The organism is Streptomyces sp. NK08204, from assembly GCF_020400585.1.
GTDB lineage: Bacteria > Actinomycetota > Actinomycetes > Streptomycetales > Streptomycetaceae > Streptomyces.
This window is the reverse complement of the sequence record NZ_JAINVF010000001.1, coordinates 428,026-451,634: the sequence shown is the minus strand read 5'-3', so window position 1 is coordinate 451,634 and position 23,609 is coordinate 428,026. Positions and strand designations below refer to the sequence as shown.

Here is a 23,609-nt window from a genome sequence, read left to right as displayed (position 1 = left end):
CCGGCCCTCGCCGTGCCGAGCGCCTCGATCCGACCCCGGCCGACGCGACCCGGTGGCCCGGACCGTCGTCGGCTGGTCGCTCGCCGCACAAGGCCGTCACCGCCTCGCCGTGGCCGTCCTGGGGTTCCTGCCCGCCGCGTTCACGCAGCCGCGCACGGCGACCGCCGCGGCGTGAGCCCTGCTCCTTCGGACCCCGCTGCCGCTGCGGTGCCCTACGGGACGACCGTCACCGGCCACCGTCCCGCCTTCACCAGCCGGACCGCCACCGAGCCGATGATTCGGTGACCCGCCTTCTCCGAGGCGCCCACGACCACCGCGTCCGCCTTGAGGTCGTCGGCGGCCTTCACCAGGCCGTTGTAGGGGTCGCCGCGGAAGGTGTGGAACTCCCAGCGCACCTCGAACATCCCCTTGAGCCGCTCGGCCGACTCCCGGATGTACGAGATGAGGTCCTCGGCGATCTCGTCGGTGGTGTCCGCCACCGGCGCCCCGAGAGCCGCCCCGGCCACAAGCACCGGCTGCACGTACACCACGGCCAGCAGCGCACCCTGCCGCCGGGCCAGCCCGGCCGCGTACGCAGCTGCCCGCAGCGAGGAGTCGGACCCGTCCATACCGACCAGGATGACCTTCGGTCCGTCCGTACCCAGCTCGAACTGATGCGAGCGCTGCTCGTGCTGCTCCGTCACGTCGACGAGGCTATCGGAACCCACCCCTCCGCCGGACGGCCGGACCTGCCGGGGAGGGTGCCACGGGCGGCCTGCGCCCGGCCGGGGCCGGCGGCTCCCGCGTGACGCGGGCCGTTCGGCGGGACCGGGGTCCCTGTCCGGCCGCGACCGGGACCGGTGGCCTCGGTGGCCCTTCCTCTGGCACGGGGCGCCCGGGAGCCGGGGTGGGCTGGGGTGTCCGGGCTGGACCGGTGCTCCCGTGTGTGGTGCGGGTTTCGCGTCGGCGGGTGCGGGGGCCTGGGCCCGTGTCCGGTCGGGCCCGGTGCCCCCGCGTGGCGTGCGGGTGCTCGGTGGTCGGTGGTCGGTGTGCCGGTGGTCGGTGGTCGGTGTGCCGGTGGCCGGTGGTCGGTGGTCGGTGTGCCGGTGGCGGGTGGGCCGGTGGCGGGTGGGCCGGTGACGGGCCGCTCGACGGGCGAGGCGTGCGGGCCCTTCCTACAGTCGGAACCATGACTGCCACCGCGGAGCCCGCCGCACGGAGGGGCGCCACGGCCCCGGTACGGCCGCCCGGCGGCGGGTGGCTCGGCCGGGTGCCGGGGGCCTTCGCGGGCTTCTTCGCCGCGCTCGGTCTGCTGTGCGCCCTGCTCGCGTTCATCGCGCCGCTGCGCCGCCTGCTGCGGCCAGCGGTCCGCGTCCTCGACCAACTGCTCATCCCCATCAGCGCCAATCTGGCCTACGCCGTCTTCCTGTTCCTGCTGGCCGCTGCCATCGCCGCCCGCAAGAAGGTCGCCTGGTGGCTGGTCGTCGTCTATCTCGGCCTGCTGGTCCTCAGCGACGCCCTCGGCGTGGCGCTCGGCCTGTACGCCGAGTCGCTGCCCTCGCTGGTGCTCTGCGCACTGCTGCTGGTCCTGCTGGTGGTGGCCCGCCGCGAGTTCTACGCCGCCTCCCGCCGCGGGGCCCTGTGGCGCGCGCTGGCCGTCCTGCTCGGCGGTCTCGTCGTCGCGATCCTGCTGGGCTGGGGCCTGGTCATCCTGTTCCCGGGCACACTGCCCGAGAGCCAGCACCTGGCCTGGGCGGCCGACCGGGTCTGCGGCGGCCTCGTCTCCAACAGCTCCTTCGACGGCCGCCCGCCGCGCCGCGTCACCTTCGTGCTCGGCCTGCTCGGCGCCCTCGCCCTGCTCAACGCCGCCGCCGCGCTGTTCCGTTCCCAGCGGCTGGAGGCCGCCCTGCACGGCGACGAGGAGGCCCGCATCCGCGCCCTGCTGGCGGCGTACGGCGAGCGGGACTCGCTCGGCTACTTCGCCACCCGGCGCGACAAGGCCGTCGTCTTCTCGCCCAGCGGCAAGGCCGCCGTCACCTACCGCGTCGAGGCCGGCGTGTGCCTGGCCAGCGGCGACCCCGTGGGCGACCCGGAGGCCTGGCCGCACGCCATCGCCGCCTGGCTGGACCTGGCCCGCCGCTACGCCTGGGCGCCCGCGGTGATGGGCGCCTCCGAGGACGGCGCCCGCGCCTTTGCCCGCGCCGGACTCGGCGCCCTGCAACTCGGCGACGAAGCGATCCTGCACGTCCCCGGGTTCGATCTCGGCGGCCGGGACATGCGCGTCACCCGGCAGGCCGTGCACCGCGTCCGACGCACCGGCGTCACCTGCCGCATCCGCCGCCACGCGAACCTCACCGACCGCGAGATGGAGGAGATCGTCGACAAGGCCGACGCCTGGCGCGACACCGAGACCGAGCGCGGGTTCTCCATGGCCCTGGACCGGCTCGGCGACCCCGCCGACAGCGACTGTCTGCTCGTGGAGGCGCTCAACGAGGACGGCAGGCTCCTCGCGCTGCTCTCCTTCGTGCCCTGGGGCACCGACGGCGTCTCCCTGGACCTGATGCGCCGAGACCGCACCGCTCCGAACGGCGTGATGGAGTTCATGGTCACCGAACTGTGCGCCGCCGCGCCGAAACTGGGCATCCACCGGATCTCGCTGAACTTCGCCGTCTTCCGGTCCGTCTTCGAGGAGGGCGCCCGCATCGGCGCCGGACCGGTCCTCAGACTCTGGCGCCGTCTGCTGCTGTTCTTCTCCCGCTGGTGGCAACTCGAGGCCCTGTACCGGTCCAACGCCAAGTACCACCCCGAGTGGTATCCGCGCTTCATCTGCTACGGCGAGACCGCCTCCCTCGCCCGTATCGGCCTCGCCTCCGGCATCGCCGAGGGCTTCGTGTCCGTACCGTCGCTGCGCAAACTCTGGGGAAAGGGACACGCGACGACGGGGCAGCGGCCCTTCACCGCGCAGGGCCTGCCGGCTCCGAGGGCGCTCGGCCTCGGCGGAGCGGAGGAGGCCGGGCCCGCCGCCCCGGGCGCGGAACTGTCCGACCAGGTCCGTGTCCGGCACCGCAGACTCGACCGGCTGCGCGCCGCCGGCACCGACCCCTACCCCGTCGGGGTGCCCGCCCCCAGCCACGTCCTCGCCGAGGTCCCGCAGGGCCGTACTGTCACCGTCGCCGGGCGCGTCATGCTGGTCCGCGACTTCGGCGGCATCGTCTTCGCCGTGCTGCGCGACTGGTCCGGCGACCACCAGATCGCCCTCACCCGGGACGGCGCCGGGCCCGCGCTCGACCGGTTCACCGCCGACACCGACATCGGCGACCACATCACCGTCACCGGCCACGCGGGCCTGAGCGACCAGGGCGAACCCACCGTCTTCGTCACCTCCTGGCAGCTCACCGGCAAGTGCCTGCGCCCACTGCCGGACAAGCGCCGTGGGCTGACCGACCCCGAGGCCAAGGTCCGCCGCCGCTACCTCGACCTGGTCACCAGCCCCGACGCCCGCGCCGTCGTCCGCATCCGCTCCACCGCTGTACAGGCCCTGCGCCAGGGCCTGCTGGACCGCGGCTACCTGGAGGTCGAGACCCCGATGCTCCAGCAGATCCACGGCGGCGCCAACGCCCGGCCCTTCACCACCCACATCAACGCCTACGACCTCGACCTGTACCTGCGCATCGCCCCCGAGCTGTACCTGAAGCGGCTGTGCGTCGGCGGTCTGGAGAAGGTCTTCGAAATGGGCCGCACCTTCCGCAACGAAGGCGTCTCCTACAAACACAACCCCGAGTTCACGATGCTGGAGGCCTACCAGGCGCACGCCGACTACACCGTGATGCTCGACCTGACCCGGGAACTGATCCAGGGCGCGGCGACCGCCGCGTTCGGCACCCCGGTCGCCCGCAAGGACGGCAAGGAGTACGACATCTCCGGCGACTGGCCGGTGCGGACGGTCCACGGCGCGATCTCCGAGGCCCTGGGGGAGGAGATCGGCCCCGGTACCGAACTGTTGCGGCTGCACCGGCTGTGCGACCGGGCCGGCGTGCCGTACACCCCCGACGACACGCCCGGCGACGTGGTCCTCGAGATGTACGAACGCCTGGTCGAGGAGCGGACCGGACGGCCCACCTTCTACAAGGACTTCCCCACCGAGGTGTCCCCGCTGACCCGGCAGCACCGCACCGACCCGCGGCTCGCCGAACGCTGGGACCTCGTCGCCTTCGGCACCGAACTCGGCACCGCCTACTCCGAACTGACCGACCCCGTCGAACAGCGCCGCCGCCTCACCGAACAGTCCCTGCTGGCCGCCGGCGGCGACCCCGAGGCCATGGAACTGGACGAGGACTTCCTCGACGCCCTCGAATACGCGATGCCCCCGACCGGTGGGCTCGGTATCGGCGTGGACCGCACGGTCATGTTCCTCACCGGCCTGACGATCCGCGAGACGCTGCCCTTCCCGCTGGTGCGCCGCCGCTGACCGCCGCGGAGGCCTTCACGCACTGGTCCGACCGGGTAGTTCCGCCGCCGCACCGGTGCCATTGTGGGTGTGCCGGGCGCCGGGCGCGGCGACTGATGGGTCATGCAGAAGGATCACTTGTTCACGCGCCGGCGCATGCTGCTGGCCGGTGCCGCCACGCTGGGGGCCGCCGGGACCGCCTCGGTCGTCATGGCCGGCGGCGGCGAGGAGACCGCCCGCAGAGCCGCCCCCGTCGCCGGACCACAGGCCCGCCAGGCGCTCAAGCCCTCCGCCTTCCGACTCCAGCCCCTGACCGGATACGGCCCGCCGCGCACCGTGCCGCACCGGCTGAAGGTCCGCAGGGCACCCATCCTGGGGATCTCCGGACGCGGCCGGCACATGATGCTGACCTTCGACGACGGTCCCCACCCGGACTACACCCCGCACATCCTGGACACCCTCGCCACGTACGGGGTGCGGGCGATGTTCTTCGTGTGCGGCGAGTGCGTCGTCGCAAACAAGAAACTGGTGGCCCGGATGGCCGACGAGGGACACGTCGTCGGCAACCACACCTGGACACATCCACTGCTGACCACCCTCAAGCGCAAGGAGATCCGCTCCGAGATGGAACGGACCAGCGATGCGATCGAGGACACCTACGGCGAGCGGCCCCAGTGGTTCCGCGCCCCCTACGGCGCCTGGAACCGCGCCGCCTTCCAACTGGGCGCCGAGATGGGCATGGAGCCGATGGCGTGGACCGTCGACACCACCGACTGGACGGTCCCCGGCACGAGCACCATCGTCGACCGGGTGGAGAGCGGCGCCGCCCCCGGTGTCGTGGTGCTCTCCCACGACGCCGGGGGCGACCGTTCGCAGAGCGTCGAAGCGATCCGCGAGTACCTGCCCTATCTCCTCGACTCCGGCTATCACCTCACCGTGCCGCGCAGACGCCTGGCCTGAGCGGTCCGCACGGGCCGACGCCCGTCCGGCCACGGCACTCAGCCGACCCCGACCAGACGGGCGAAGGCGACGACATTGCCGTCGTAGCCGTTCTGCTTCGAAAAACCGCCGCCGCAGGTGATGACCCGCAACTCCGGTGCGCCTTTGGAGCCGTACACACGGTCGCCGGGGAAACTGCTCTTCGAGAAGACCTCGACTCCGTAGACCTCGAACACCGCGGTCTTCCCGTCCTTGCGCAGGATGTCGATCCGGTTCCCCTTCTGCAGGGCCCCGAGGCCGTAGAACACGGCGGGGCCCTGTCTGTTGTCGACGTGGCCGACGACGACGGCGGTGCCCTTTTCGCCGGGGGAGACCGCGCCGGTGAACCAGCCCGCGAGATTCGGGTTGTCCGGCGGCGGCGCGCTCACCCAGCCGTCCGTGTCCAGGCCGACGGGCATGACCGGGGCGTCGACCCGGATCGAGGGGATCCGGACCCGGTCGACCGCGGAGAACGGCAGCGAGGCGGGGGCCGTGGAGAAGACGGCCGGGGCCCTGCGGCTGTCCGGGGCCGCCGCCGACGCGGGCTGCGGCGGGCCGATGTCGAACTCCCCCGAACCGTTCCGAATGAGCGCCAGGCCGGTCAGCAGGACAAGCGCTATAACGCCCCATGGGGCGCGCTTCCTGCGCCGTTCCTCCTCTTCGGCAAGCTCGAAAAGTTCGGACGCCAGCATTCGTCACCCCTCTCGACGTGGCCGTCGCCACGTGGGTCGCGCATGGGAAAACGCTAAGTCCCGGGCGCGCGGCGGGCGACGGGCCGACGCGCGAACGGGTGGCCCGGCGCCTTCCGGGTGCGCCATCCGAGTTGCCGTTCCGAGTTTTTTTCTGACGGTCCGTGACCTGCAGCAATATCCGATTGTGTGGTTTTCTGAGGGTGTGTCGGATCACCAGGACGGACCATTCTCGACATGCGGGCGTGTTCCGGGAGTCCGAGGGTCTTTCCGGGAGGTGTTTTCTCGCCGATCGACCGGGAACAGGACCCGGGCGCCTCCCGCGGAGGAACACATGCGAAACCAACGCGCTCTGGCAGCAGCGTGCGCCGCGGTCGCCGTGCTCGGGTTCGCCGCCCCTGTGGCCGTCGCGGACGGCATGGGCAACGGGGGCGGCCCGGGCCGCAACACGGGGGTCAGCCCGGAGAGCGGCACCATCACCGGCACCTTCACCGGTCGCATCAGCGGCACCGGCGCCTTCGGCCGGGGACGGGGCGACAACTCCGGTCGTGGCGACGAGTCCGGTAACCGGGGCAGAGAAGACGATTTCGGCGACGGAGGCATGGACGAGGACTTCGGGGACCGGGGCAGGGGTGATGACTTCGGGCGTGAAGACGGGTCCTGGAACCGCGGCCGGGGAGACGAGGCCGGCGGGCGTGGTGACGAGTCGGGCGGGCGCGGTGGCGAGTCAGGTGGGCGTGGTGGCGAGTCGGGCGGGAGTGGTGGCGACTTCGGCGGCGGTGACGACGGTGGCGGCAGGGGCGAGGGCCTGCGCAACATCGTCCCCGAACCCCGCGTGATCGCCGGCGGCGGCCGGCTCTCGGTCACCGTGAACGGCTGCCGCGGCGGCGTCATGACCTCACGCGCCTTCCACACCACCCAGCTGGCCCCGTTCCGCGGCGACCTCTCACGAGGCGTCGCCACCGTCGACCGGGACGCCCGTCCCGGCCCGTACGACATCACGGTCCACTGCGACGACCGGAGCCTGACCAGGCCGGCGGCCTTCACCGTCCTCGGCGGCGTCAACGGCGGGGTCGGCGGCGGCACCGCCACCGGTGCCACCCCGACCGACATGGCGATCGGCGGCGGGCTCGTGAGCTCGGCCGTGATCGCGGGCGGCGTGTTCTGGCTGCGCCGCCGGTACGAGAGGCGGATCTGACAGCCTGCCAGGGGCCGCCGGCGAGCGTCGTGCGCACGAACGGACAGGCCCTCACCCCGGTCCCTTGCGGGAGCCGGGGCGAAGGTCTGCCCCGGCGCGGTCAGCCCTTGATGTTCGGGAAGAGGTTCAAGAACGGCTGCGCGGTCGCCGTGATGCCCCGGCTGTAGGGGGAGTCGAAGTCCCAGATGAGGAAGAGCATGAAGGCGATGGTCGTGGAGAACAGCCCGGCCAGGACCAGCTCGCGCCCGGTGCGCCGGATCTGGAGTGCGAAGACCATGCCGACGGTGATGACGGCCCCGGTCAGCAGCCCCCACCACACCACGGGCGGCATGGTCGCCCCCGTCGCGTCGGCGCGCGCGTTGCGCGCCTGGTCGGCGGCTGCCAACTGGTCCAGCAGTGGCTGGTAGGCCTGCGCCTCGAAGTCGTTCTTCGGCTGGTAGTCGGTGACCTCGTGGCGCAGCCGCGTCAACAGCTCACCGCCGCGCGCGGTGAGCCGTCCATGGTCGGCCATCGACTTCCACTCGGCGGTCACCACGTGTCCGACATAGGCGTTGACGTCGTGCCGGATGCGGTCCCGGACGTCCGGCGGATAGACCCGCACCCGCTCGGAGACCTCGTGCAGCGCCTGGGCCTCGGCCTGCACATGGTCCTGGGCGGCGCTGCGGGCCTCCCACACGCCCGCGATGGCCAGCCCCAGGACGATGGCGTACACGACCCCGATCCACATCGTCATGTACTCGATGACGTCCGGGGTCTCACTGGGATCCTCGCCCTCGGCCGCGGTCTTCTGCCGCACGAGGACGATGACGACGACCACGGCACACGCCCCCAGCATCGCGAGGACGAGAACAAGCCAATCCGACAACGGGTGCCTCCAGAGGGGGAGCGCGTCAGCGCGGGCGCAGCGCCGCGACGGCGACGATCGCGGGAACGGTGATGAGCAGGACGTAGGTGACCGGCGAGGTGTGCCCGGGCGCCGGGTGGCGGGTCGGCCGGGCGTGGTACGCCGGGTAGCTCACCGGGGTCACGGAGGGCCGCGGGGCGGGCCTGGGCGTCGGCTTCGGTCTCGGCTCGGGCGTCGGGGCGGGCGTGGGGGTCGGCAGGGGTGCGGGCGGGGCTGGTGCGGGCCGGGCGGGCGGCTTCGGCCGGGGTTTCGGCGGAGGTTCGGGCGGCGGCGTCGGCCGGGGCGCCGGTTTGGGAGGCGGCGGCGGAGGAGGCGGCGACGGGGGCGGCGGGGGTGGCACGGGGGTGGGCGTGGGCGGGCACGGAGGCAGGGGCGGGCAGGGCGGATCGGGCCAGTGCCGGTGGCCCTCTCCACCCGCGACGGCCACCGCCACCGTGCCGTCCGGGCCCGTCGAGGCGGACGCGCAGGCATCAGCCGAGGCGGTACCGACCGGGCAGCCCGCCAACGTCCAGGTCAGCGCCACCAATGCCACCGCTCTCGCGGCGCAGGCGCGTCGGGTCACTTCGGGTCCATGCACGACGAGAGCATGGGGCGCCGGGCGCGGTCCCATTCCCCACCGCCCAGGTATTGATCCGAACGAGGGATGTGGCACCGTGACGGGTTTCACGGCCGGCAGGCAGGAATTTCACGTCCCCGTTGAACGCCCGGGACCTCGCGGCACGTACCCATGGCCGTGCGGCGGCACCGGAAGACGCTGCAACATCCAGGTGATAATGGGGAGTTGACGATGAATACCTCCTGGCGGACCGCCTCACTGACGGCCATGGCCGCCGCGATACTGGCGTTGACGGCGGCGTGCGGTCAGGACCACACCGCCACCCCGGCGGCCCGGAACGTCGGGGCCACGGCGGCCGTGGGCGACTACGGCAACCCGGGCACCGGATCCGGCGCGGCCAACGGCTACGGCACCGACGGCAGCCAGAGTTCCGCATCCCCCGCCCCCGCGGGCAAGCTGACCGTGGCCGCCAACCCCGACCTGGGCAGCGTGCTGACCGACGGCTCCGGCCACACCCTGTACCGCTTCGACAAGGACACCGCGAACCCGCCCAGGTCGAACTGCTCCGGCGACTGCGCCGCCACCTGGCCGCCGGTGCCCGCCGGCGACGCCACCGCCGGCCCGGGCGTCGACAGGGCGATGCTCGGCGAGGTCACCCGTGCCGACGGGACCGAACAGCTCACCATCGGCGGCTGGCCCGCCTACCGGTACGCGAAGGACGCCGGCCCCGGGGACGTCAACGGCCAGGGAGTGGGCGGCACGTGGTTCGCGCTCGCCCCCGACGGCAAGAAGGCCTCCCTGTCCGCCCTGCCCGGCCTGTCCGTCCGCAAGGACCCCGAGCTGGGCGACATCATCGTCGACAGGCACGGCAGGACGGTCTACCGCTTCCTGAAGGACAAGGCCTGGCCCGAGCCTGTCTCGAACTGCACCGGAGCCTGCCTGGAGAAGTGGCCTGCCGTCGCTGCGGTCGAGCCGGGTGACACCGAAGGCGTGAAGAAGAAGGGACTGATGGGTTTCACCCGGCCCGACGGCGTCAAGCAGATGACCGTCAACTGCTGGCCGATCTACACCTTCTCCGGTGACAAGGCACCCGGGGACACCAACGGCCAAGGCGTCGGCGGCACTTGGTACGCCGTCGCGCCCGACGGAAAGCCGGTCGGCGCGCCGGTGAAGTAGATCGCCTCCCCAGGTCGATCGACCCCCCGGCCGGCGCGCCGCCGAAGGTCCGCCCCCTCCGCACCGCACGGAGGGGGCGGACCGCTGCATGTCCGGCAGGTGTTACGCAGCGGGGCCATACGGACACTTGCCGCAGGTGGTGACCGGGAACGGACGGTCAATTTCCGGTTCAGCTCGCTCCTTTGGCGGGCGATCAGTAGCCTCAGCTCGAACACCGGATCGCCTGCACCTGCCGTATCTGCCGTCCGCACCTTGGAGAAGTACATGGAGCGTCCCGCCTGGGCCCCACGCAGCATCGACATCACGGTGCCGAGCGTGGCGCGTATCTACGACTACTACCTGGGCGGTTCGCACAACTTCGAGGTCGACCGGGAGGCGGCCCGCAAGGCGCTGGACTTCATGCCGGGGCTGCCGAAGATCATGCAGGCGAACCGGGCGTTCCTGCGCCGGGCCGTGCGCTTCGCGGCGGCCCAGGGCATCACCCAGTTCCTCGACATCGGCTCCGGCATCCCGACCTTCGGCAACGTCCACGACATCGCCCAGGGCGCCGTACCCGGAGCCCGGGTGGTGTACGTCGACCACGACCCGGTCGCCGTCGCGCACAGTCAGGCGGTGCTGGACGGCAACCCCGACGCCGACGTGATCGCCGCGGACCTGTGCAAGCCGCAGCACATCCTCTCCAGCCCCCAACTGGAGCGCCTGATCGACCTGAATCGGCCAGTGGCCCTCCTGCTCGTTGCCATACTGCACTTCGTGGAAGACGCGGACGACCCGTACGGTGCGGTGGCCGAGCTGCGTGCGGCGCTCGCGCCCGGCAGCCTGCTGGTCATCACCCATGCCTCGTACGAGGGAATCCCGCTGCCTCCCGAGCGGACCGAGGGCGCGGTGGACGTATACAAGGACATTCGCAACCCGCTGATCATGCGCTCGCGCGACGAGATCGCGCGGTTCTTCGAGGGGTACGACATGGTGGAACCCGGACTGGTGCCGATGCCGCTCTGGCGCCCGGAATCGGCACCGCAGGACGAGGATCCGTATGCCTTCTCCGGGTTCGCGGGCGTGGGGCGTCCGGCGTGAGCGCGGAGCCGGACGGGCCGGAGGACAGACTGCGGCGGCTGACGACGATCTGGAGCCGGGCGGTCTACCCGGTCGCCTCGACGTCACTCACCCGGGCGGAGTTCGAGGGGCAACTCCTGCCCCTCGCCCGCCGGCTGAGCCAGCTCCTGCGGGCCCGCAGCTTCGCCGCCGCGGAGGCCAAGGCGGTCGGTGCCGCCCTGGTCGGCGTGCACTGCACCGACCCCGAGGCGCTCGCCCGCACCCTGGACTGCGTCGACGCCTACCTGGTGCTCTACTGCGGCGAGGACGGGCCCCAGGACGAACTGCGCATGCGCTCCTCGCGGCTGCAGCACGCGATGGCCGCCGGCTACGCGCAGGCGCTGCGCGAGCGCACCCTGGCCGAGCAAGAGGCCATCGCCCAGGCCGCGTTGCAGGCCCAGGGCGTGGTGGCGCAGGCGCTGCACGCGAGCGAGGCCCGCTTCCGCGCCGTCTTCGAGGGCGCCGCCATAGGGATCGGCATCGCCGACCTCGACGGCAACGTACTGCAGGTCAACGAGGCGCTGCTGCGCATGTTCGGGCTCTCCGAGCAGGCCCTGCGGGGCCGCCGGGTACTGGACTGGACCCACCCCGAGGACGCACCGCAGACCTGGCGGCTCTACGACGAGCTGGTCCGCGGCGAGCGCGAGCACTACCACGTGGAGAAGGCCTTCAACCGGCCCGACGGCACGGTCCTGTGGACCAACCTGACCGTCTCCCTGCTGCGCGACGCCGACGGCAAGCCGCAGTACCAGCTCGCCCTCATGGAGGACACCACCGAGCGCCGGCTGCTCAACCTGCGGCTGCGCTACGAGGCCACGCACGACGCGCTCACCGGCCTGCCCAACCGCACGCTGTTCTTCGAACGGCTGGAGAAGGCACTGAACGCGGGCCAGGGCCAGCGTTTCGGCCTGTGCTACCTGGACCTGGACGGGTTCAAGACCATCAACGACAGCCTCGGCCACGCGGCCGGCGACCGGCTGCTGGTGGAGGTCGCCGACCGGCTGCAGTCCTGCGCCACCGCCCCCGGCGAGATGGTCGCCCGGCTCGGCGGCGACGAGTTCGTGGCGCTGACCACCGGTCCCGACACCGAGCGCGAGGTCGACGAACTCGCCGAGCGCATCATGAACGCCCTCGTCACGCCGATCGGCATCGACGGCCGTGACCTGCTGGTGCGGGGCAGCCTCGGCATCGTCGAGGGCCCGGCCGGCGAGCGCACCGCAGCCGAGGTGCTGCGCAGCGCCGACATCACCATGTACCGGGCGAAGTCGGCGGGCGGCAACCGCTCGGAACTCGCCGACCCCGAGGCCGACGCCCGCGCCATCACCCGCCACGGGCTGACCACGGCGCTGCCGACGGCCCTGGAACGCGGCGAGTTCTTCATCGAGTACCAGCCCCTGGTCCACCTCGGCGACGGCAGAGTGCGCGGCGCCGAGGCCCTGGTGCGCTGGCTGCACCCGCAGCACGGTGTCCTCGGCCCCGACCGGTTCATCCCGCTCGCCGAGCACACGGGCCTGATCGTCCCGCTGGGCCGCTGGGTGCTGGAGGAGTCCGTCCGCCAGGCCCGCGAGTGGCGCGAGCGCCTCGCCGACCCGATGTCCGCCGGCCCGCTGCGCATCAACGTCAACCTGTCGCCCTGCCAGCTCTCCCACCCCGGGCTGGTCCAGGACACGGTGGACATCCTGGAACGCACCGGCGTCACCCCGGAGGCGCTGTGCCTGGAGGTCACCGAGTCCGCGCTGATCGGCGCCGACGACGACCTCCTCAAACCGCTGCGCCGACTGGCCGAGATGGGCGTCGACATCGCCCTGGACGACTTCGGCACCGGCTACTCCAACCTCGCCAACCTGCGCCGTCTCCCGGTGAGCGTCCTCAAACTGGACCGTTCCTTCACGCGGGGCATGCAGCAGTTCCCGGCCGACCCGGTGGACCTGAAGATCGTCGAGGGGATCGTCTCCCTGGCGCACAGCCTGGACCTCGCGGTCACCGTGGAGGGCGTGGAGACCGGCGCCCAGGCCGAGCAGCTGCGGATACTGGGCTGCGACACGGCCCAGGGGTGGTACTACGCCCGCCCGGGCCCGCCGGAGCGGCTGCACCAGCTGGCGCTGGTGGACGCGACGCGCTGAGCCGGGACCGAAGAGCCTGGGGGAGGCACGGCTGCCACTGCACCAGTGCCGTCAGGGCGCACACCCCTCCCAGCGGGCGGGCGCTGGCCGCGCTGCCGGCCGTCGTGACCGTTCCGGCATCGGCGCCCCCCGACTCTGCCCGCCGCGTCACTGTGCCCAATCGGCCCCGGGCGAAGGCGAGTTCACCGTTCCAGCAGCATCCGCTGCAGCTCGCGGGCCGCCCGCGGTGGCGCCACGTCGCTGCGGTGCGCCAGCGCGATCGTCCGGTTCAGTCCTGGCGGGGCGAGCGGTGTCACCCTGAGCCCCTGCCCCGACCGCGTGGCGACCATCCGCGGTACGACGGCCACGCCCAGCCCGGCCCGCACGAACCCCAGCACCGCGTCCATCTCGCCGCCCTCCACCGCGAACTCCGGCTCGAACCCGGCGGACCGGCACGCGGCGACGGTCAGTTCGCGCAGGTCGTACCCGTGCCGGAACATCACCAGCCGCGCGCCCTCCAGGTCCGCGATGGAGACCGCCCGTCCGCCCCGGCCCGGTGCTGCCGCCTCCGGTGAGGACACCACCACGAGGTCCTCGCACAGCAGCTCCACCGTGGTCAGCGCGGGCGCGGGCGTGGGCAGCGGGAGCACGATCAGGGCGAGGTCCAGGGCACCACGGGCCAGTTGACGGACGAGGTCGTGGGAGCCGCCCTCCTCGATCAGCAGCTGGATGCCCGGATAGCGGTCGTGGAAGGCGCGCAGGACGTCCGGCAGCAGGCCGGTGCACAGGCTCGGCGTCGCCCCCAGCCGTACCCGCCCCCGCCGCAGCTGCACCAGCTCCTGCACCTGGTGCCGGGCGGTGTCCGCATCCGCGAGGATCCGCCGGGCCAGCGGCAGCAGCGCCTCGCCCGCGTCGGTGAGCGTGATGTTCCCCCGCGCCCGCAGGAACAGGTCCGCGCCCAGCTCCCGCTCCAGCGCCCTGATCTGCTGGGACAGCGACGGCTGGGCGACGTGGACCAGCTCGGCGGCACGGGTGAAGTGCCGGGTCTCGGCGACCGCCACGAAGTACTGGAGCTGCTGGAACTGCACCCAGGCACAATAGCCTGAGCCTATGGAAACGAGCCAGACCATGTCTTGGACCGATCGGGTTCCCGGGCCCTACGTTCTGAGACATGGCTCTGGCAACGCGGACGGAACGACGGCCGTCCATGGCGCGCACGCTGTGGGACAGCTCCGTCGGCAAGAAGACGGTGATGGCCGTCAGCGGACTGGTCATGCTGACCTACCTGGTCCTGCACATGATCGGCAACCTGAAGATCTTCTTCGGGCCGGGCGAGTTCGACCACTACAGCCACTGGCTGCGCACCCTCCTCGAACCCTTCATGCACCACGGCTGGACGCTCTGGCTCATCCGGATCGTCATGATCGTCGCCGTGGTCGCGCACGCCCTCTCCGCCTATCAGCTGAGCCGCCGCGACATCAAGGCCCGGCCCAGCAAGTACGTGCACGCCCGGCCCCGGGCGAGCTACGCGACCCGGACCATGCGCTGGGGCGGGATCATCCTCGGTCTCTTCGTCGTCTGGCACATCCTCGACATCACGACCGGCACCGTCCACCCCGGCTTCCAGCCCGGCCACCCCTACAACAACGTCGTCGACACCTTCTCCACCTGGTACGGCAACGTCATCTACATCGTCGCGATGCTCGCGCTCGGCCTGCACGTCCGGCACGGCTTCTGGAGCGCCGCCCAGACCCTCGGCGTCGGCAGCCGCACCCTCGACCGTGCCCTGAAGAGCACCGCCAATGTCCTCGCGCTGCTGCTCACGGTCGGCTTCATCGCCGTACCCGTGGGCGTCATGACCGGAGTGGTGAGCTGAACATGACCTCCTACACCGACTACACGACCGGCGCGCCGGTCGCCGACACCAAGGCCCCCTCCGGACCCGTCAACGAGCGCTGGGACAAGCGCCGTTTCGAGGCCAAGCTGGTCAACCCCGCCAACCGGCGCAAGCACACGGTGATCGTCGTCGGCACCGGCCTCGCGGGCGGCTCGGCCGGCGCCACCCTCGCCGAACAGGGCTACCGAGTCGTCCAGTTCTGCTACCAGGACTCCCCGCGCCGCGCCCACTCGATCGCCGCCCAGGGCGGCATCAACGCGGCCAAGAACTACCGCAACGACGGCGACTCCATCCACCGGCTGTTCTACGACACCGTCAAGGGCGGCGACTTCCGCGCCCGCGAGTCCAACGTCCACCGCCTCGCGCAGATCTCCGTCGAGATCATCGACCAGTGCGTGGCCCAGGGCGTGCCCTTCGCCCGCGAGTACGGCGGTCTGCTCGACACCCGATCCTTCGGCGGCGTCCAGGTCTCCCGCACCTTCTACGCCCGTGGGCAGACGGGCCAGCAGCTCCTCCTCGGCGCCTACCAGGCGCTGTCCCGGCAGATCGCGGCCGGGAACGTGGAGATGCATCCGCGCACCGAGATGCTGGACCTGATCGTCGTGGACGGGCGGGCCCGCGGCATCGTCGCCCGCGACCTGATCACCGGCAGGATCGACACGTACTTCGCGGACGCCGTCGTCCTCGCGAGCGGCGGCTACGGCAACGTCTTCTACCTGTCGACGAACGCCATGAACTCCAACGCCACCGCCATCTGGCGGGCCCACCGGCGCGGCGCCTGGTTCGCCAACCCCTGCTTCACCCAGATCCACCCCACCTGCATCCCGCGCACCGGCGACCACCAGTCCAAGCTCACCCTGATGAGCGAGTCGCTGCGCAACGACGGCCGGATCTGGGTGCCCAAGGCCAAGGGCGACGACCGCCCGCCGCACCGGATCCCCGAGGACGAGCGCGACTACTACCTGGAGCGCATCTACCCCTCCTTCGGCAACCTGGTCCCGCGCGACATCGCCTCCCGCGCCGCGAAGAACGTCTGCGACGAGGGCAGAGGGGTCGGCCCCGGCGGGCAGGGCGTCTACCTGGACTTCGCCGACGCCATCGAGCGGATGGGCCGGGCAGCCGTCGAGGCCAAGTACGGCAACCTCTTCGACATGTACCAGCGGATCACCGACGAGGATCCGTACGAGGTGCCGATGCGGATCTACCCGGCCGTGCACTACACGATGGGCGGCCTGTGGGTCGACTACGACCTGCAGACCACCATCCCCGGCCTGTTCGCGATCGGCGAGGCCAACTTCTCCGACCACGGCGCCAACCGGCTCGGCGCCTCCGCGCTGATGCAGGGCCTGGCCGACGGCTACTTCGTGCTGCCGGCCACCATCAACGACTACCTGGCGCGCAACCCCCACCAGGGCCGGGTCACCGCCGAACACCCGGTCGTGAAGGAGGTGCTGGCCGAGACCGAGGACCGGCTCAACCTGCTCCTGTCGGTCGACGGCGACCGCACCCCCGACTCCTTCCACCGCGAACTCGGCGAACTGATGTGGGAGTTCTGCGGCATGGCCCGCAACGACTCGGGTCTGCGCAAGGCCCTGGAGCGCATCCCGCAGATCCGTGAGGAGTTCTGGCGGCGCATCAAGGTGCCCGGCACCGGCGAGGAGTTCAACCAGTCGCTGGAGAAGGCCAACCGCATCGTCGACTACCTGGAACTGGCCGAGCTGATGTGCCTGGACGCGCTGCACCGCACCGAGTCCTGCGGCGGCCACTTCCGCGAGGAGTCCCAGACCCGGGACGGCGAAGCCGCCCGCAAGGACGACGAGTTCGCCTACGCGGCGGCCTGGGAGTTCACGGGTACGGGCCAGGCCCCGGCCCTGCACAGGGAAGACCTGGTCTTCGAGTACGTCCACCCCACTCAGCGGAGCTACGCATGAAGCTCACCCTGCGCGTCTGGCGGCAGAAGAACGCCGACGCCGACGGTGCCATGTCCACGTACGAGGTGGACGGCATCTCGCCCGACATGTCCTTCCTGGAGATGCTGGACGTCCTCAACGAACAGCTCATCCTGTCCGGGGACGACCCCGTGGCCTTCGACCACGACTGCCGCGAGGGCATCTGCGGCGCGTGCAGCCTCGTCATCAACGGCGACGCGCACGGGCCGGAGCGCACCACCACCTGCCAGCTGCACATGCGGTCCTTCCAGGACGGCGACACGATCGACATCGAGCCGTGGCGGGCCCGCGCGTTCCCGGTGGTCAAGGACCTGGTCGTGGACCGCTCCGCCTTCGACCGGATCATCCAGGCCGGCGGCTACATCACCGCACCGACCGGCTCCGCGCCGGAGGCCCACGCCACACCGGTGCCCAAGGCGGACGCCGACTTCGCCTTCGAGCACGCCGAGTGCATCGGATGCGGGGCGTGCGTGGCCGCGTGCCCGAACGGCGCCGCGATGCTGTTCACCTCCGCCAAGGTCAACCATCTGGGCGTCCTGCCGCAGGGCGCACCCGAGCGGGAGACCCGGGTGCTGGACATGGTGGCCCAGATGGACGCGGAGGGCTTCGGCGGCTGCACGCTGACCGGCGAGTGCGCGACCGCCTGCCCGAAGGGGATCCCGCTGGTGTCCATCACCAGCATGAACCGTGAGTGGCTGCGGGCCACCCGGAAGGCGGGCAAGCGGTAGCCGCCCCACGAACGTTCGCCGGCGGAAGGCGGACGGGCGGGGCCGGGAGCGGTGCTCACTCCCGGCCCCGTCTGGTTTCCGTCCCGGCGAAGCCCGGGGCCGCCTGGCTCCGCCCGGGGTCGTCTGCTCCCTCCCTCACCCCGACTGGACCTCCCCGGCACGGCCCGGGTCCTTCGGGTTCTCTCCCGGCTTTGTCCGCGGCCGCCGGGGGCCGCCCGACTCCATCCAGCTCCCCTGCTTTCGCCTGGTTCCATCCAGGGGCACCTGGTTCCATCCGGTTCCGTACGGCTCCGCCCGGTTCTGTCTGGAGGCCGCTCGGCTCCACCCGAGGCCGCTCGGCTCCACCCGAGGCCGCTCGGCTCCACCCGAGGCCGCTCGGCTCCACCCGAGGCCGCTCGGCTCCGGCCGAGGCCGTCCGGCTCCGCCTGGTTCTGTCCCGGGTCGCCCGGCTCCGCCCGAGGCCGTCCGGCTCCGCGCGGCCCCGCCGAGGCTCTCCCAGCCTTGCCGGTCATCTGCCGCTACGCGTCCGGATCTCCCCCCGGTCCCGGCCGGTTTTCGCCGTTCAACAAGCGCACACCCACGCTCCTGACACCGGTCACGCGCAGGCCAACCGGCATCGGAAGAACAGGAGGGGCAGGCCGGACCGACGGACTGCCCCTGCTGCCGATCCCGGCCCGTGACCATGGAGAGAGCCATGAGCGGCACCACCACACTCGACCGCGCCCCGCAGCCCGCGGCACCCACCCGCTACACCGTCGCCCTCGCCCGCGACGAGGCCGACGTACGTGCCGCGCAGCGGTTGCGGCACGACGTCTTCGCCGGGGAGATGGGCGCCCTGCTGAGCACCGCGCAGCCGGGCCACGACGTCGACGCCTTCGACGCGTACTGCGACCACCTGCTCGTCCGCGACACCACGACCGGCGAGGTCGTCGGCACCTACCGGCTGCTGCCTCCGCAGCGGGCCGCGGTCGCCGGCCGGCTCTACTCCGAGGGCGAGTTCGAGCTGGGCGCGCTGGACGCGATCCGGCCCGGCCTGGTCGAGGTCGGCCGCTCCTGTGTCCACCCCGACCACCGCGACGGCGCCGTCATCGGTCTGATCTGGGCCGGGATAGCCCGCTACATGATCGACCGGGGTCACGAGTGGCTGGCGGGCTGCTGCTCCGTCCCGCTCGCCGACGGCGGCGCCCTCGCCGACGCAACCTGGGAGCGCGTACGCGAAAAGCACCTCGCCCCCGCCGAGTTCCGGGTGCGGCCCCTGCTGCCGTGGATCCCGCGGACCGAGGCCCCCGCCGCCCAGCTGGAACTGCCCGCCCTGCTGCGCGGCTACCTCCGGCTCGGCGCCTGGGTCTGCGGCGAGCCCGCACACGACCCGGACTTCGGAGTCGTGGACCTGTACGTGCTGCTGTCGATGCGCCGGGTCAACGCGCGCTATCTGCGGCACTTCCTCGCCCTCGTGCCCGCCTGATGAGCGCCTGGCTGCCCGTCGCGCCCTGCACCCCGGGCGCCTGTGTGGAGCCGGTCCCGGCCACCGTGGCCCTGCCCCGGGCCGTGCTCCGGCTGCTCACGGTCGCCGTCCTGGTACTGACCGGGATCGCGCTGTCCCCCCTCGGCCGGCGCATCCCCGCCGACTGGGTCAGACGGTGGTGCCGGACGATTCCGCGAGCCGCGGGCGTCCGCCTGCGCATCACCGGCGCCGCCGCACCGGCCGGCGGGCTGCTGCTGGTCGCCAACCACATCTCCTGGCTCGACATTCCGCTGCTGGCCGCCGTACGCCCCGCCCGCATGCTCGCCAAGACCGAGATCAGGCAGTGGCCGGTGGCGGGGGCGCTCGCCGCGCGCTGCGGGGCCCTGTTCATCGACCGTGACCGGCTGCGTGCCCTGCCCGGCACGGTCGCCCGGATCGCGCGGGCACTGGGGGCGGGGGCGGCCGTGGTCGCCTTCCCCGAGGGCAGCACCTGGTGCGGGCGCGCCCGGGGCACCTTCCACCGTGCCGTGTTCCAGGCCGCTCTGGACGCGGGCGTGCCGGTGCAGCCGGTGCTGCTGAGCTACCGGCAGCCCGGCGGCACGGCGAGCACCGCCGCCGCATTCGTCGGCGAGGACACCCTGCTCGCCTCCGTGTGGCGGGTCGTCCGCGCCCGGGGCCTGACGGCCGAGGTCGAGGTACGGCCGTTGATCCCGCCCGGCACCCATCCCGACCGCCGCGCCCTCGCCCATGCCGCCGAGCCGGTCGTCCCCGTGCCCGCCTGGGCACACGCGGCGCTGGCCGGCCAGCGGTCGGCCCCGGGGGCCGCGAAGCGTGAAGGTGCGGCCCGGGGGTACCCGTAGAGCCGCATGTCACCTACGTACTGAGGAGCGTGTGCCCATGTCGACGGGAACGCTTCTGGCCATCATCATTCCGATCGTCGTCGTGGTCGCCCTGGCCGCTGTGGCGGTCTCGCTGCTGATGCGGCGCCGCCGCCTCCGTGAGCGCTTCGGCCCGGAGTACGAACGCACGGTCGAGCGAGCCGACAGCCGGAGGGCCGCCGAGCAGGAGCTGAGGGCCCGCGAGAAACGGCACGACGCACTGGAGATCAAACCGCTGCCCTCCGCCGCACGGGACCGCTACACGCGCGAGTGGAGCAGCGTCCAGCAGGAGTTCGTCGACCGGCCGGAGGACGCCGTCCACGACGCGGACCGGCTGGTGACTTCGCTGATGCGTGACCGCGGCTACCCGACCGAGGGGTTCGAGCAGCAGATGAAGGACCTCTCGGTGGAACACGGCCGCACGCTCGAGCACTACCGTGCCGCGCACGAGGTGGAGTCACTGACCACCCGCAGCCGGGCCACGACCGAGCAGCTGCGGGGCGCCATGGTGCACTACCGCGCCCTCTTCGACGAACTGCTCGCCGACGGCGGCGGCAGGGCGCAAGCCGCCTCTTCCTGATCCCCATCACGACCGCGCACAGAGGGACACCATGCACAGCAACGAGCACGCGGACCGCAGGACCGGCAGTCTGTCCACCGAAGACCTCGCCCAGCCGCCCGACACCGGCGCCGGCAGGGAAACGGAGGCAGCCTCCCAGGGAGCCCCCGTCTACCCGGGCGAGGGCATCGCGACGGGGCGCCCGGGCGGCGAGTCCGCCACCGGACGAACCGAAGCCGAAGCCGGCGCCCAGGAGACCTCGGCCACCGCGGCAGCACCGGGCGTCTCGGACGACGAGATGCCGCAACTGCTCAGCGACGAGGAGGAACGGGACTACCGCGACCGCTGGCAGGAGATCCAGGGCCGGTTCGTGGACGACCCGCGCGAGGCCGTGCACGACGCCGACATGCTGGTCGCGGACGTCATGCGGACCCTGGCCGCCACCTTCGCCGAGCGCAAGAAGGACCTTGAGGGCCAGTGGAGCGTGGGCGAGGAAGTGGACACGGAGCAACTCCGCGGAGCGCTGCGCCGCTACCGTTCCTTCTTCAACCGGCTGCTGGGCACCTGAGCCGAACCGCTGCTCAGCACCTGATGCTCAGCACCTCGGCGTCAGCCTGCCGCTCAGCACGTGAGCGCTCCGGTCAGGGCATGACCCGGGCCAGGTACGGTGCTGTCGCGCTGCCCTCGGCGCGGCTCACCCGCTGCGGGGGCCCGGCCGCCACGACCCGGCCGCCCCGGTCGCCGCCGCCCGGCCCCAGGTCGATCACCCAGTCGGCGTCCGCCACCACCGTCATGTCGTGTTCGACCACCACGACCGTGTGCCCGGCGTCGACCAGCCCGTGCAGCCGGTCCATCAGCACCTCGACATCGGCCGGGTGCAGCCCGGTGGTCGGCTCGTCCAGCAGATAGAGGGTGTGACCGCGGCGACCGCGCTGCAACTCGCTCGCCAGCTTGATCCGCTGTGCCTCCCCGCCGGACAGCTCGGTGGCGGGCTGGCCGAGCCGCAGGTAGCCCAGGCCGACGTCGAGGAGCGTGCCCAGGCTGCGGGCCGCGGCCGGGGTGTCCGCGAAGAACTCCGCCGCGGCCTCCACCGTCAGATCGAGCACCTCGGCGATGTTCCGCCCCCGGTACGTCACCTGGAGCGTCTGCGGGTTGTACCGGGCGCCGCCGCAGCCCGGGCAGGGCGCGTACGTGGTCGGCAGGAAGAGCAGCTCCACGCTGACGAAACCCTCGCCCTGGCAGGTCTCGCAGCGTCCCCCTGCCACGTTGAAGGAGAACCGCCCGACGCCGTAGCCGCGCACGCGGGCCTCCTCGGTGCCGGCGAACTCCCTGCGGACGACGTCGAACAGGCCCGTGTACGTGGCCAGGTTGGAGCGCGGGGTCCGCCCGATCGGCCGCTGGTCCACCCGCACCAGCCGGTCGACCCCCGCCACCTCCGCCGTCAGCTCACCGATCAGCGTGGACTTCCCGGAGCCGGACACGCCGGTCACGGCGGTGAACGCGCCGACCGGGAAGCGGACCGTCACCTCGCGCAGGTTGTGCCGGGTCACCGGCCCCACCGTCAACCAGCCGCGCGGCTCGCGGACCTCGCGGGCCGGACCGGGGGACTCGTCGAAGAGGAAGGCAGCCGTCGCGGAGTCCTCGACCGACGCCAGCTCGGCCACCGGCCCGCTGTAGAGCACCCGCCCGCCGTGCTCGCCCGCGCCCGGCCCCACGTCCACCAGCCAGTCGGCGCCGCGCACCACCTCCAGGTGGTGCTCCACCACGAACACCGTGTTCCCCGCCGTCTTCAGCCGCCCCAGCACGGTCAGCAGCGCCTCGGTGTCCGCCGGATGCAGTCCGGCCGACGGCTCGTCCAGCACGTACACCACGCCGAACAGGCCCGAGCGCAACTGCGTGGCCAGCCGCAGCCGTTGCAGCTCGCCCGCGGACAGGGTGGGCGTGGCGCGGTCGAGGCTGAGATAGCCGAGGCCCAGCTCCATCACGGGCGCGATCCGGGACTTCAGGTCCGCGGTGAGGACCCGGGCGGTCTCCGTGACCTCGGCGGCCCCCTCCAGCAGACCGGCCAGGGCGGTGAGCGGCATCGCCGCCAGCTCCGCGATGGTGCGGCCCTCGAAGGTCACCGCCAGCGCCTCGGGCCGCAGCCGGCTGCCGCCGCAGGCCGGACAGGGGGCACTGGTCAGAAACCGCTCCGCCCTGGCCCGCAGCGCCTGCGACTTGGTGTCGGAGAACGTCTTCATCACGTACCGGCGGGCACTCATGTATGTGCCCTGGTACGGCCGTTGGATCCGGTCGGCGTCCCGCACCGGGTGCACGGTGACGACCGGCTGCTCGTCCGTGAACAGGATCCACTCCCGCTCCGCGGCGGGCAGTTCGCGCCAGGGGCGGTCCACGTCGTGGCCCAGCGCGTCCAGGATGTCGCGCAGGTTCTTGCCCTGCCAGGCGCCCGGCCAGGCGGCGATCGCGCCCTCGCGGATCGACAGCGAGGGGTCCGGTACCAGCAACTCCTCGGTGGTGCGGTGCACCTGGCCGAGCCCGTGGCATTCCGGGCAGGCGCCCGCGGGCGTGTTCGGTGAGAACGCGTCCGACTCGAGCCGCTCGGCACCGGGCGGATGGTCACCGGCGCGCGAGAACAGCATGCGCAGGGTGTTGGAGAGGTTGGTGACCGTGCCCACCGAGGAGCGCGAGGTGGGGGCCGCGCGGCGCTGCTGCAGGGAGACGGCGGGCGGCAGCCCGGTGATCTCACCGACCTTGGGTGCCCCGACCTGGTGGATCAGCCGGCGCGCGTACGGCGCGACCGACTCGAAGTAGCGCCTCTGGGCCTCGGCGTAGATCGTGCCGAACGCCAGGGACGACTTCCCCGAGCCGGACACACCGGTGAAGACGGCCAGCACATCCCTCGGGACGTCCACGTCGACGCCCTTGAGATTGTGCTCACGGGCACCGCGGACGCGGACGTAAGGGTCGTACGGGTCAGGTGGGCTGTGCATCGGGGGAGACTCTATCCGC

19 protein-coding genes and 1 pseudogene are annotated in these 23,609 nt (G+C 72.3%); 14 read left to right on the top strand and 6 right to left on the bottom strand.

Translation table 11 applies throughout. The annotated features are described in order from the left end of the window. Positions 1–52 precede the first annotated feature (52 nt). Positions 53–175: a hypothetical protein gene (locus tag K7G59_RS34585; protein WP_263975752.1), complete on the top strand. Its 123-nt coding sequence runs from the start codon at positions 53–55 to the stop codon at positions 173–175. 37 nt (positions 176–212) lie between these two features. Here the strand turns inward: K7G59_RS34585 and K7G59_RS01935 are convergent, their stop codons facing one another. Then, entirely contained in the window at positions 213–683 is a 471-nt protein-coding gene (locus tag K7G59_RS01935) for a universal stress protein (protein ID WP_225830007.1), read from the bottom strand. A gap of 485 nt (positions 684–1,168) precedes the next feature. On the opposite strand from K7G59_RS01935, the gene lysX reads away from it, so the two are divergent. Together lysX and K7G59_RS01925 are read left to right on the top strand one after the other, a co-directional pair. Continuing rightward, complete coding sequence (gene lysX / locus K7G59_RS01930; protein ID WP_225830006.1) at positions 1,169–4,447, top strand: bifunctional lysylphosphatidylglycerol synthetase/lysine--tRNA ligase LysX; 3,279 nt, start codon at positions 1,169–1,171, stop codon at positions 4,445–4,447. Positions 4,448–4,549: 102 nt separating this feature from the next. Next, the gene (locus K7G59_RS01925; RefSeq protein ID WP_225830005.1) at positions 4,550–5,386 is read left to right on the top strand and encodes a polysaccharide deacetylase family protein; all 837 of its coding nucleotides are present in this window, start codon (positions 4,550–4,552) and stop codon (positions 5,384–5,386) included. A 38-nt stretch (positions 5,387–5,424) separates the two neighbouring features. Here K7G59_RS01925 and K7G59_RS01920 read toward each other — a convergent pair whose 3' ends face one another. Then, a complete protein-coding gene (locus K7G59_RS01920) occupies positions 5,425–6,096 on the bottom strand; it encodes a class F sortase (protein ID WP_225830004.1) in 672 nt (223 codons plus the stop codon). An 808-nt stretch (positions 6,097–6,904) separates the two neighbouring features. Between K7G59_RS01920 and K7G59_RS01915 the strand changes: the two are divergent. Further along, positions 6,905–7,291: pseudogene (locus tag K7G59_RS01915) on the top strand (hypothetical protein); the annotation flags it as partial. Positions 7,292–7,391: 100 nt separating this feature from the next. On the opposite strand, the gene K7G59_RS01910 reads toward K7G59_RS01915, so the two are convergent. After that, positions 7,392–8,156: a DUF4239 domain-containing protein gene (locus K7G59_RS01910; protein ID WP_225830003.1), complete on the bottom strand. Its 765-nt coding sequence runs from the start codon at positions 8,154–8,156 to the stop codon at positions 7,392–7,394. Positions 8,157–8,181: 25 nt separating this feature from the next. After that, positions 8,182–8,310: a hypothetical protein gene (locus K7G59_RS34580; protein WP_263975751.1), complete on the bottom strand. Its 129-nt coding sequence runs from the start codon at positions 8,308–8,310 to the stop codon at positions 8,182–8,184. A gap of 672 nt (positions 8,311–8,982) precedes the next feature. On the opposite strand from K7G59_RS34580, the gene K7G59_RS01905 reads away from it, so the two are divergent. From K7G59_RS01905 to K7G59_RS01895, 3 genes are all read left to right on the top strand, one after another. Next, complete coding sequence (locus K7G59_RS01905; protein WP_225830002.1) at positions 8,983–9,927, top strand: SCO0930 family lipoprotein; 945 nt, start codon at positions 8,983–8,985, stop codon at positions 9,925–9,927. 264 nt (positions 9,928–10,191) lie between these two features. Beyond that, a complete protein-coding gene (locus K7G59_RS01900; protein WP_225830001.1) occupies positions 10,192–11,004 on the top strand; it encodes an SAM-dependent methyltransferase in 813 nt (270 codons plus the stop codon). Next, entirely contained in the window at positions 11,001–13,145 is a 2,145-nt protein-coding gene (locus tag K7G59_RS01895; RefSeq protein ID WP_225830000.1) for an EAL domain-containing protein, read from the top strand. Before K7G59_RS01900 ends, K7G59_RS01895 begins: the two co-directional genes overlap by 4 nt. A gap of 182 nt (positions 13,146–13,327) precedes the next feature. Here the strand turns inward: K7G59_RS01895 and K7G59_RS01890 are convergent, their stop codons facing one another. Next, positions 13,328–14,212 carry a LysR family transcriptional regulator gene (locus K7G59_RS01890; RefSeq protein ID WP_225829999.1) on the bottom strand — a complete coding sequence of 295 codons (885 nt, stop codon included), beginning with the start codon at positions 14,210–14,212 and terminating at the stop codon, positions 13,328–13,330. A gap of 119 nt (positions 14,213–14,331) precedes the next feature. Here K7G59_RS01890 and K7G59_RS01885 point away from each other — a divergent pair, with 119 nt between their 5' ends. The 7 genes from K7G59_RS01885 to K7G59_RS01855 all read left to right on the top strand — a co-directional run bounded on the left by K7G59_RS01885 (position 14,332) and on the right by K7G59_RS01855 (position 21,168). Further along, the gene (locus K7G59_RS01885; protein WP_225830248.1) at positions 14,332–15,000 is read left to right on the top strand and encodes a succinate dehydrogenase; all 669 of its coding nucleotides are present in this window, start codon (positions 14,332–14,334) and stop codon (positions 14,998–15,000) included. A 2-nt stretch (positions 15,001–15,002) separates the two neighbouring features. Further along, a complete protein-coding gene (locus K7G59_RS01880; RefSeq protein WP_225829998.1) occupies positions 15,003–16,952 on the top strand; it encodes a fumarate reductase/succinate dehydrogenase flavoprotein subunit in 1,950 nt (649 codons plus the stop codon). Next, positions 16,949–17,698, top strand: a complete 750-nt coding sequence (locus K7G59_RS01875) for a succinate dehydrogenase/fumarate reductase iron-sulfur subunit (protein WP_225829997.1) — start codon at positions 16,949–16,951, stop codon at positions 17,696–17,698. The genes K7G59_RS01880 and K7G59_RS01875 overlap by 4 nt, the downstream gene beginning before the upstream one ends. A 694-nt stretch (positions 17,699–18,392) precedes the next feature. Beyond that, positions 18,393–19,163: a GNAT family N-acetyltransferase gene (locus tag K7G59_RS01870; protein WP_225829996.1), complete on the top strand. Its 771-nt coding sequence runs from the start codon at positions 18,393–18,395 to the stop codon at positions 19,161–19,163. Next, positions 19,163–20,023 (top strand): 1-acyl-sn-glycerol-3-phosphate acyltransferase, encoded by an 861-nt coding sequence (locus K7G59_RS01865; RefSeq protein ID WP_225829995.1) that lies wholly within the window; start codon positions 19,163–19,165, stop codon positions 20,021–20,023. The genes K7G59_RS01870 and K7G59_RS01865 overlap by 1 nt, the downstream gene beginning before the upstream one ends. A gap of 37 nt (positions 20,024–20,060) precedes the next feature. After that, a complete protein-coding gene (locus K7G59_RS01860; RefSeq protein WP_225829994.1) occupies positions 20,061–20,621 on the top strand; it encodes a hypothetical protein in 561 nt (186 codons plus the stop codon). A gap of 31 nt (positions 20,622–20,652) precedes the next feature. Further along, positions 20,653–21,168 (top strand): hypothetical protein, encoded by a 516-nt coding sequence (locus K7G59_RS01855; RefSeq protein ID WP_225829993.1) that lies wholly within the window; start codon positions 20,653–20,655, stop codon positions 21,166–21,168. Between the two features lie 73 nt (positions 21,169–21,241). Here the strand turns inward: K7G59_RS01855 and K7G59_RS01850 are convergent, their stop codons facing one another. Beyond that, positions 21,242–23,590, bottom strand: coding sequence for an excinuclease ABC subunit UvrA (locus tag K7G59_RS01850; RefSeq protein WP_225829992.1), 2,349 nt, complete (start codon positions 23,588–23,590; stop codon positions 21,242–21,244). Between the last annotated feature and the right edge of the window lie 19 nt (positions 23,591–23,609).

What these genes read in the sequence shown, in the direction of transcription:
- K7G59_RS01855 (WP_225829993.1), top strand. Translation starts at nt 20,653, where the DNA reads ATGCACAGCAACGAGCACGCGGACCGCAGGACCGGCAGTCTGTCCACC.
- K7G59_RS01880 (WP_225829998.1), top strand. Translation starts at nt 15,003, where the DNA reads ATGACCTCCTACACCGACTACACGACCGGCGCGCCGGTCGCCGACACC.
- K7G59_RS01920 (WP_225830004.1), bottom strand. Translation starts at nt 6,096, where the DNA reads ATGCTGGCGTCCGAACTTTTCGAGCTTGCCGAAGAGGAGGAACGGCGC.
- K7G59_RS01850 (WP_225829992.1), bottom strand. Translation starts at nt 23,590, where the DNA reads ATGCACAGCCCACCTGACCCGTACGACCCTTACGTCCGCGTCCGCGGT.
- K7G59_RS01870 (WP_225829996.1), top strand. Translation starts at nt 18,393, where the DNA reads ATGAGCGGCACCACCACACTCGACCGCGCCCCGCAGCCCGCGGCACCC.
- lysX (WP_225830006.1), top strand. Translation starts at nt 1,169, where the DNA reads ATGACTGCCACCGCGGAGCCCGCCGCACGGAGGGGCGCCACGGCCCCG.
- K7G59_RS01905 (WP_225830002.1), top strand. Translation starts at nt 8,983, where the DNA reads ATGAATACCTCCTGGCGGACCGCCTCACTGACGGCCATGGCCGCCGCG.
- K7G59_RS01885 (WP_225830248.1), top strand. Translation starts at nt 14,332, where the DNA reads ATGGCGCGCACGCTGTGGGACAGCTCCGTCGGCAAGAAGACGGTGATG.
- K7G59_RS01875 (WP_225829997.1), top strand. Translation starts at nt 16,949, where the DNA reads ATGAAGCTCACCCTGCGCGTCTGGCGGCAGAAGAACGCCGACGCCGAC.
- K7G59_RS01860 (WP_225829994.1), top strand. Translation starts at nt 20,061, where the DNA reads ATGTCGACGGGAACGCTTCTGGCCATCATCATTCCGATCGTCGTCGTG.
- K7G59_RS01925 (WP_225830005.1), top strand. Translation starts at nt 4,550, where the DNA reads ATGCAGAAGGATCACTTGTTCACGCGCCGGCGCATGCTGCTGGCCGGT.
- K7G59_RS01900 (WP_225830001.1), top strand. Translation starts at nt 10,192, where the DNA reads ATGGAGCGTCCCGCCTGGGCCCCACGCAGCATCGACATCACGGTGCCG.
- K7G59_RS01865 (WP_225829995.1), top strand. Translation starts at nt 19,163, where the DNA reads ATGAGCGCCTGGCTGCCCGTCGCGCCCTGCACCCCGGGCGCCTGTGTG.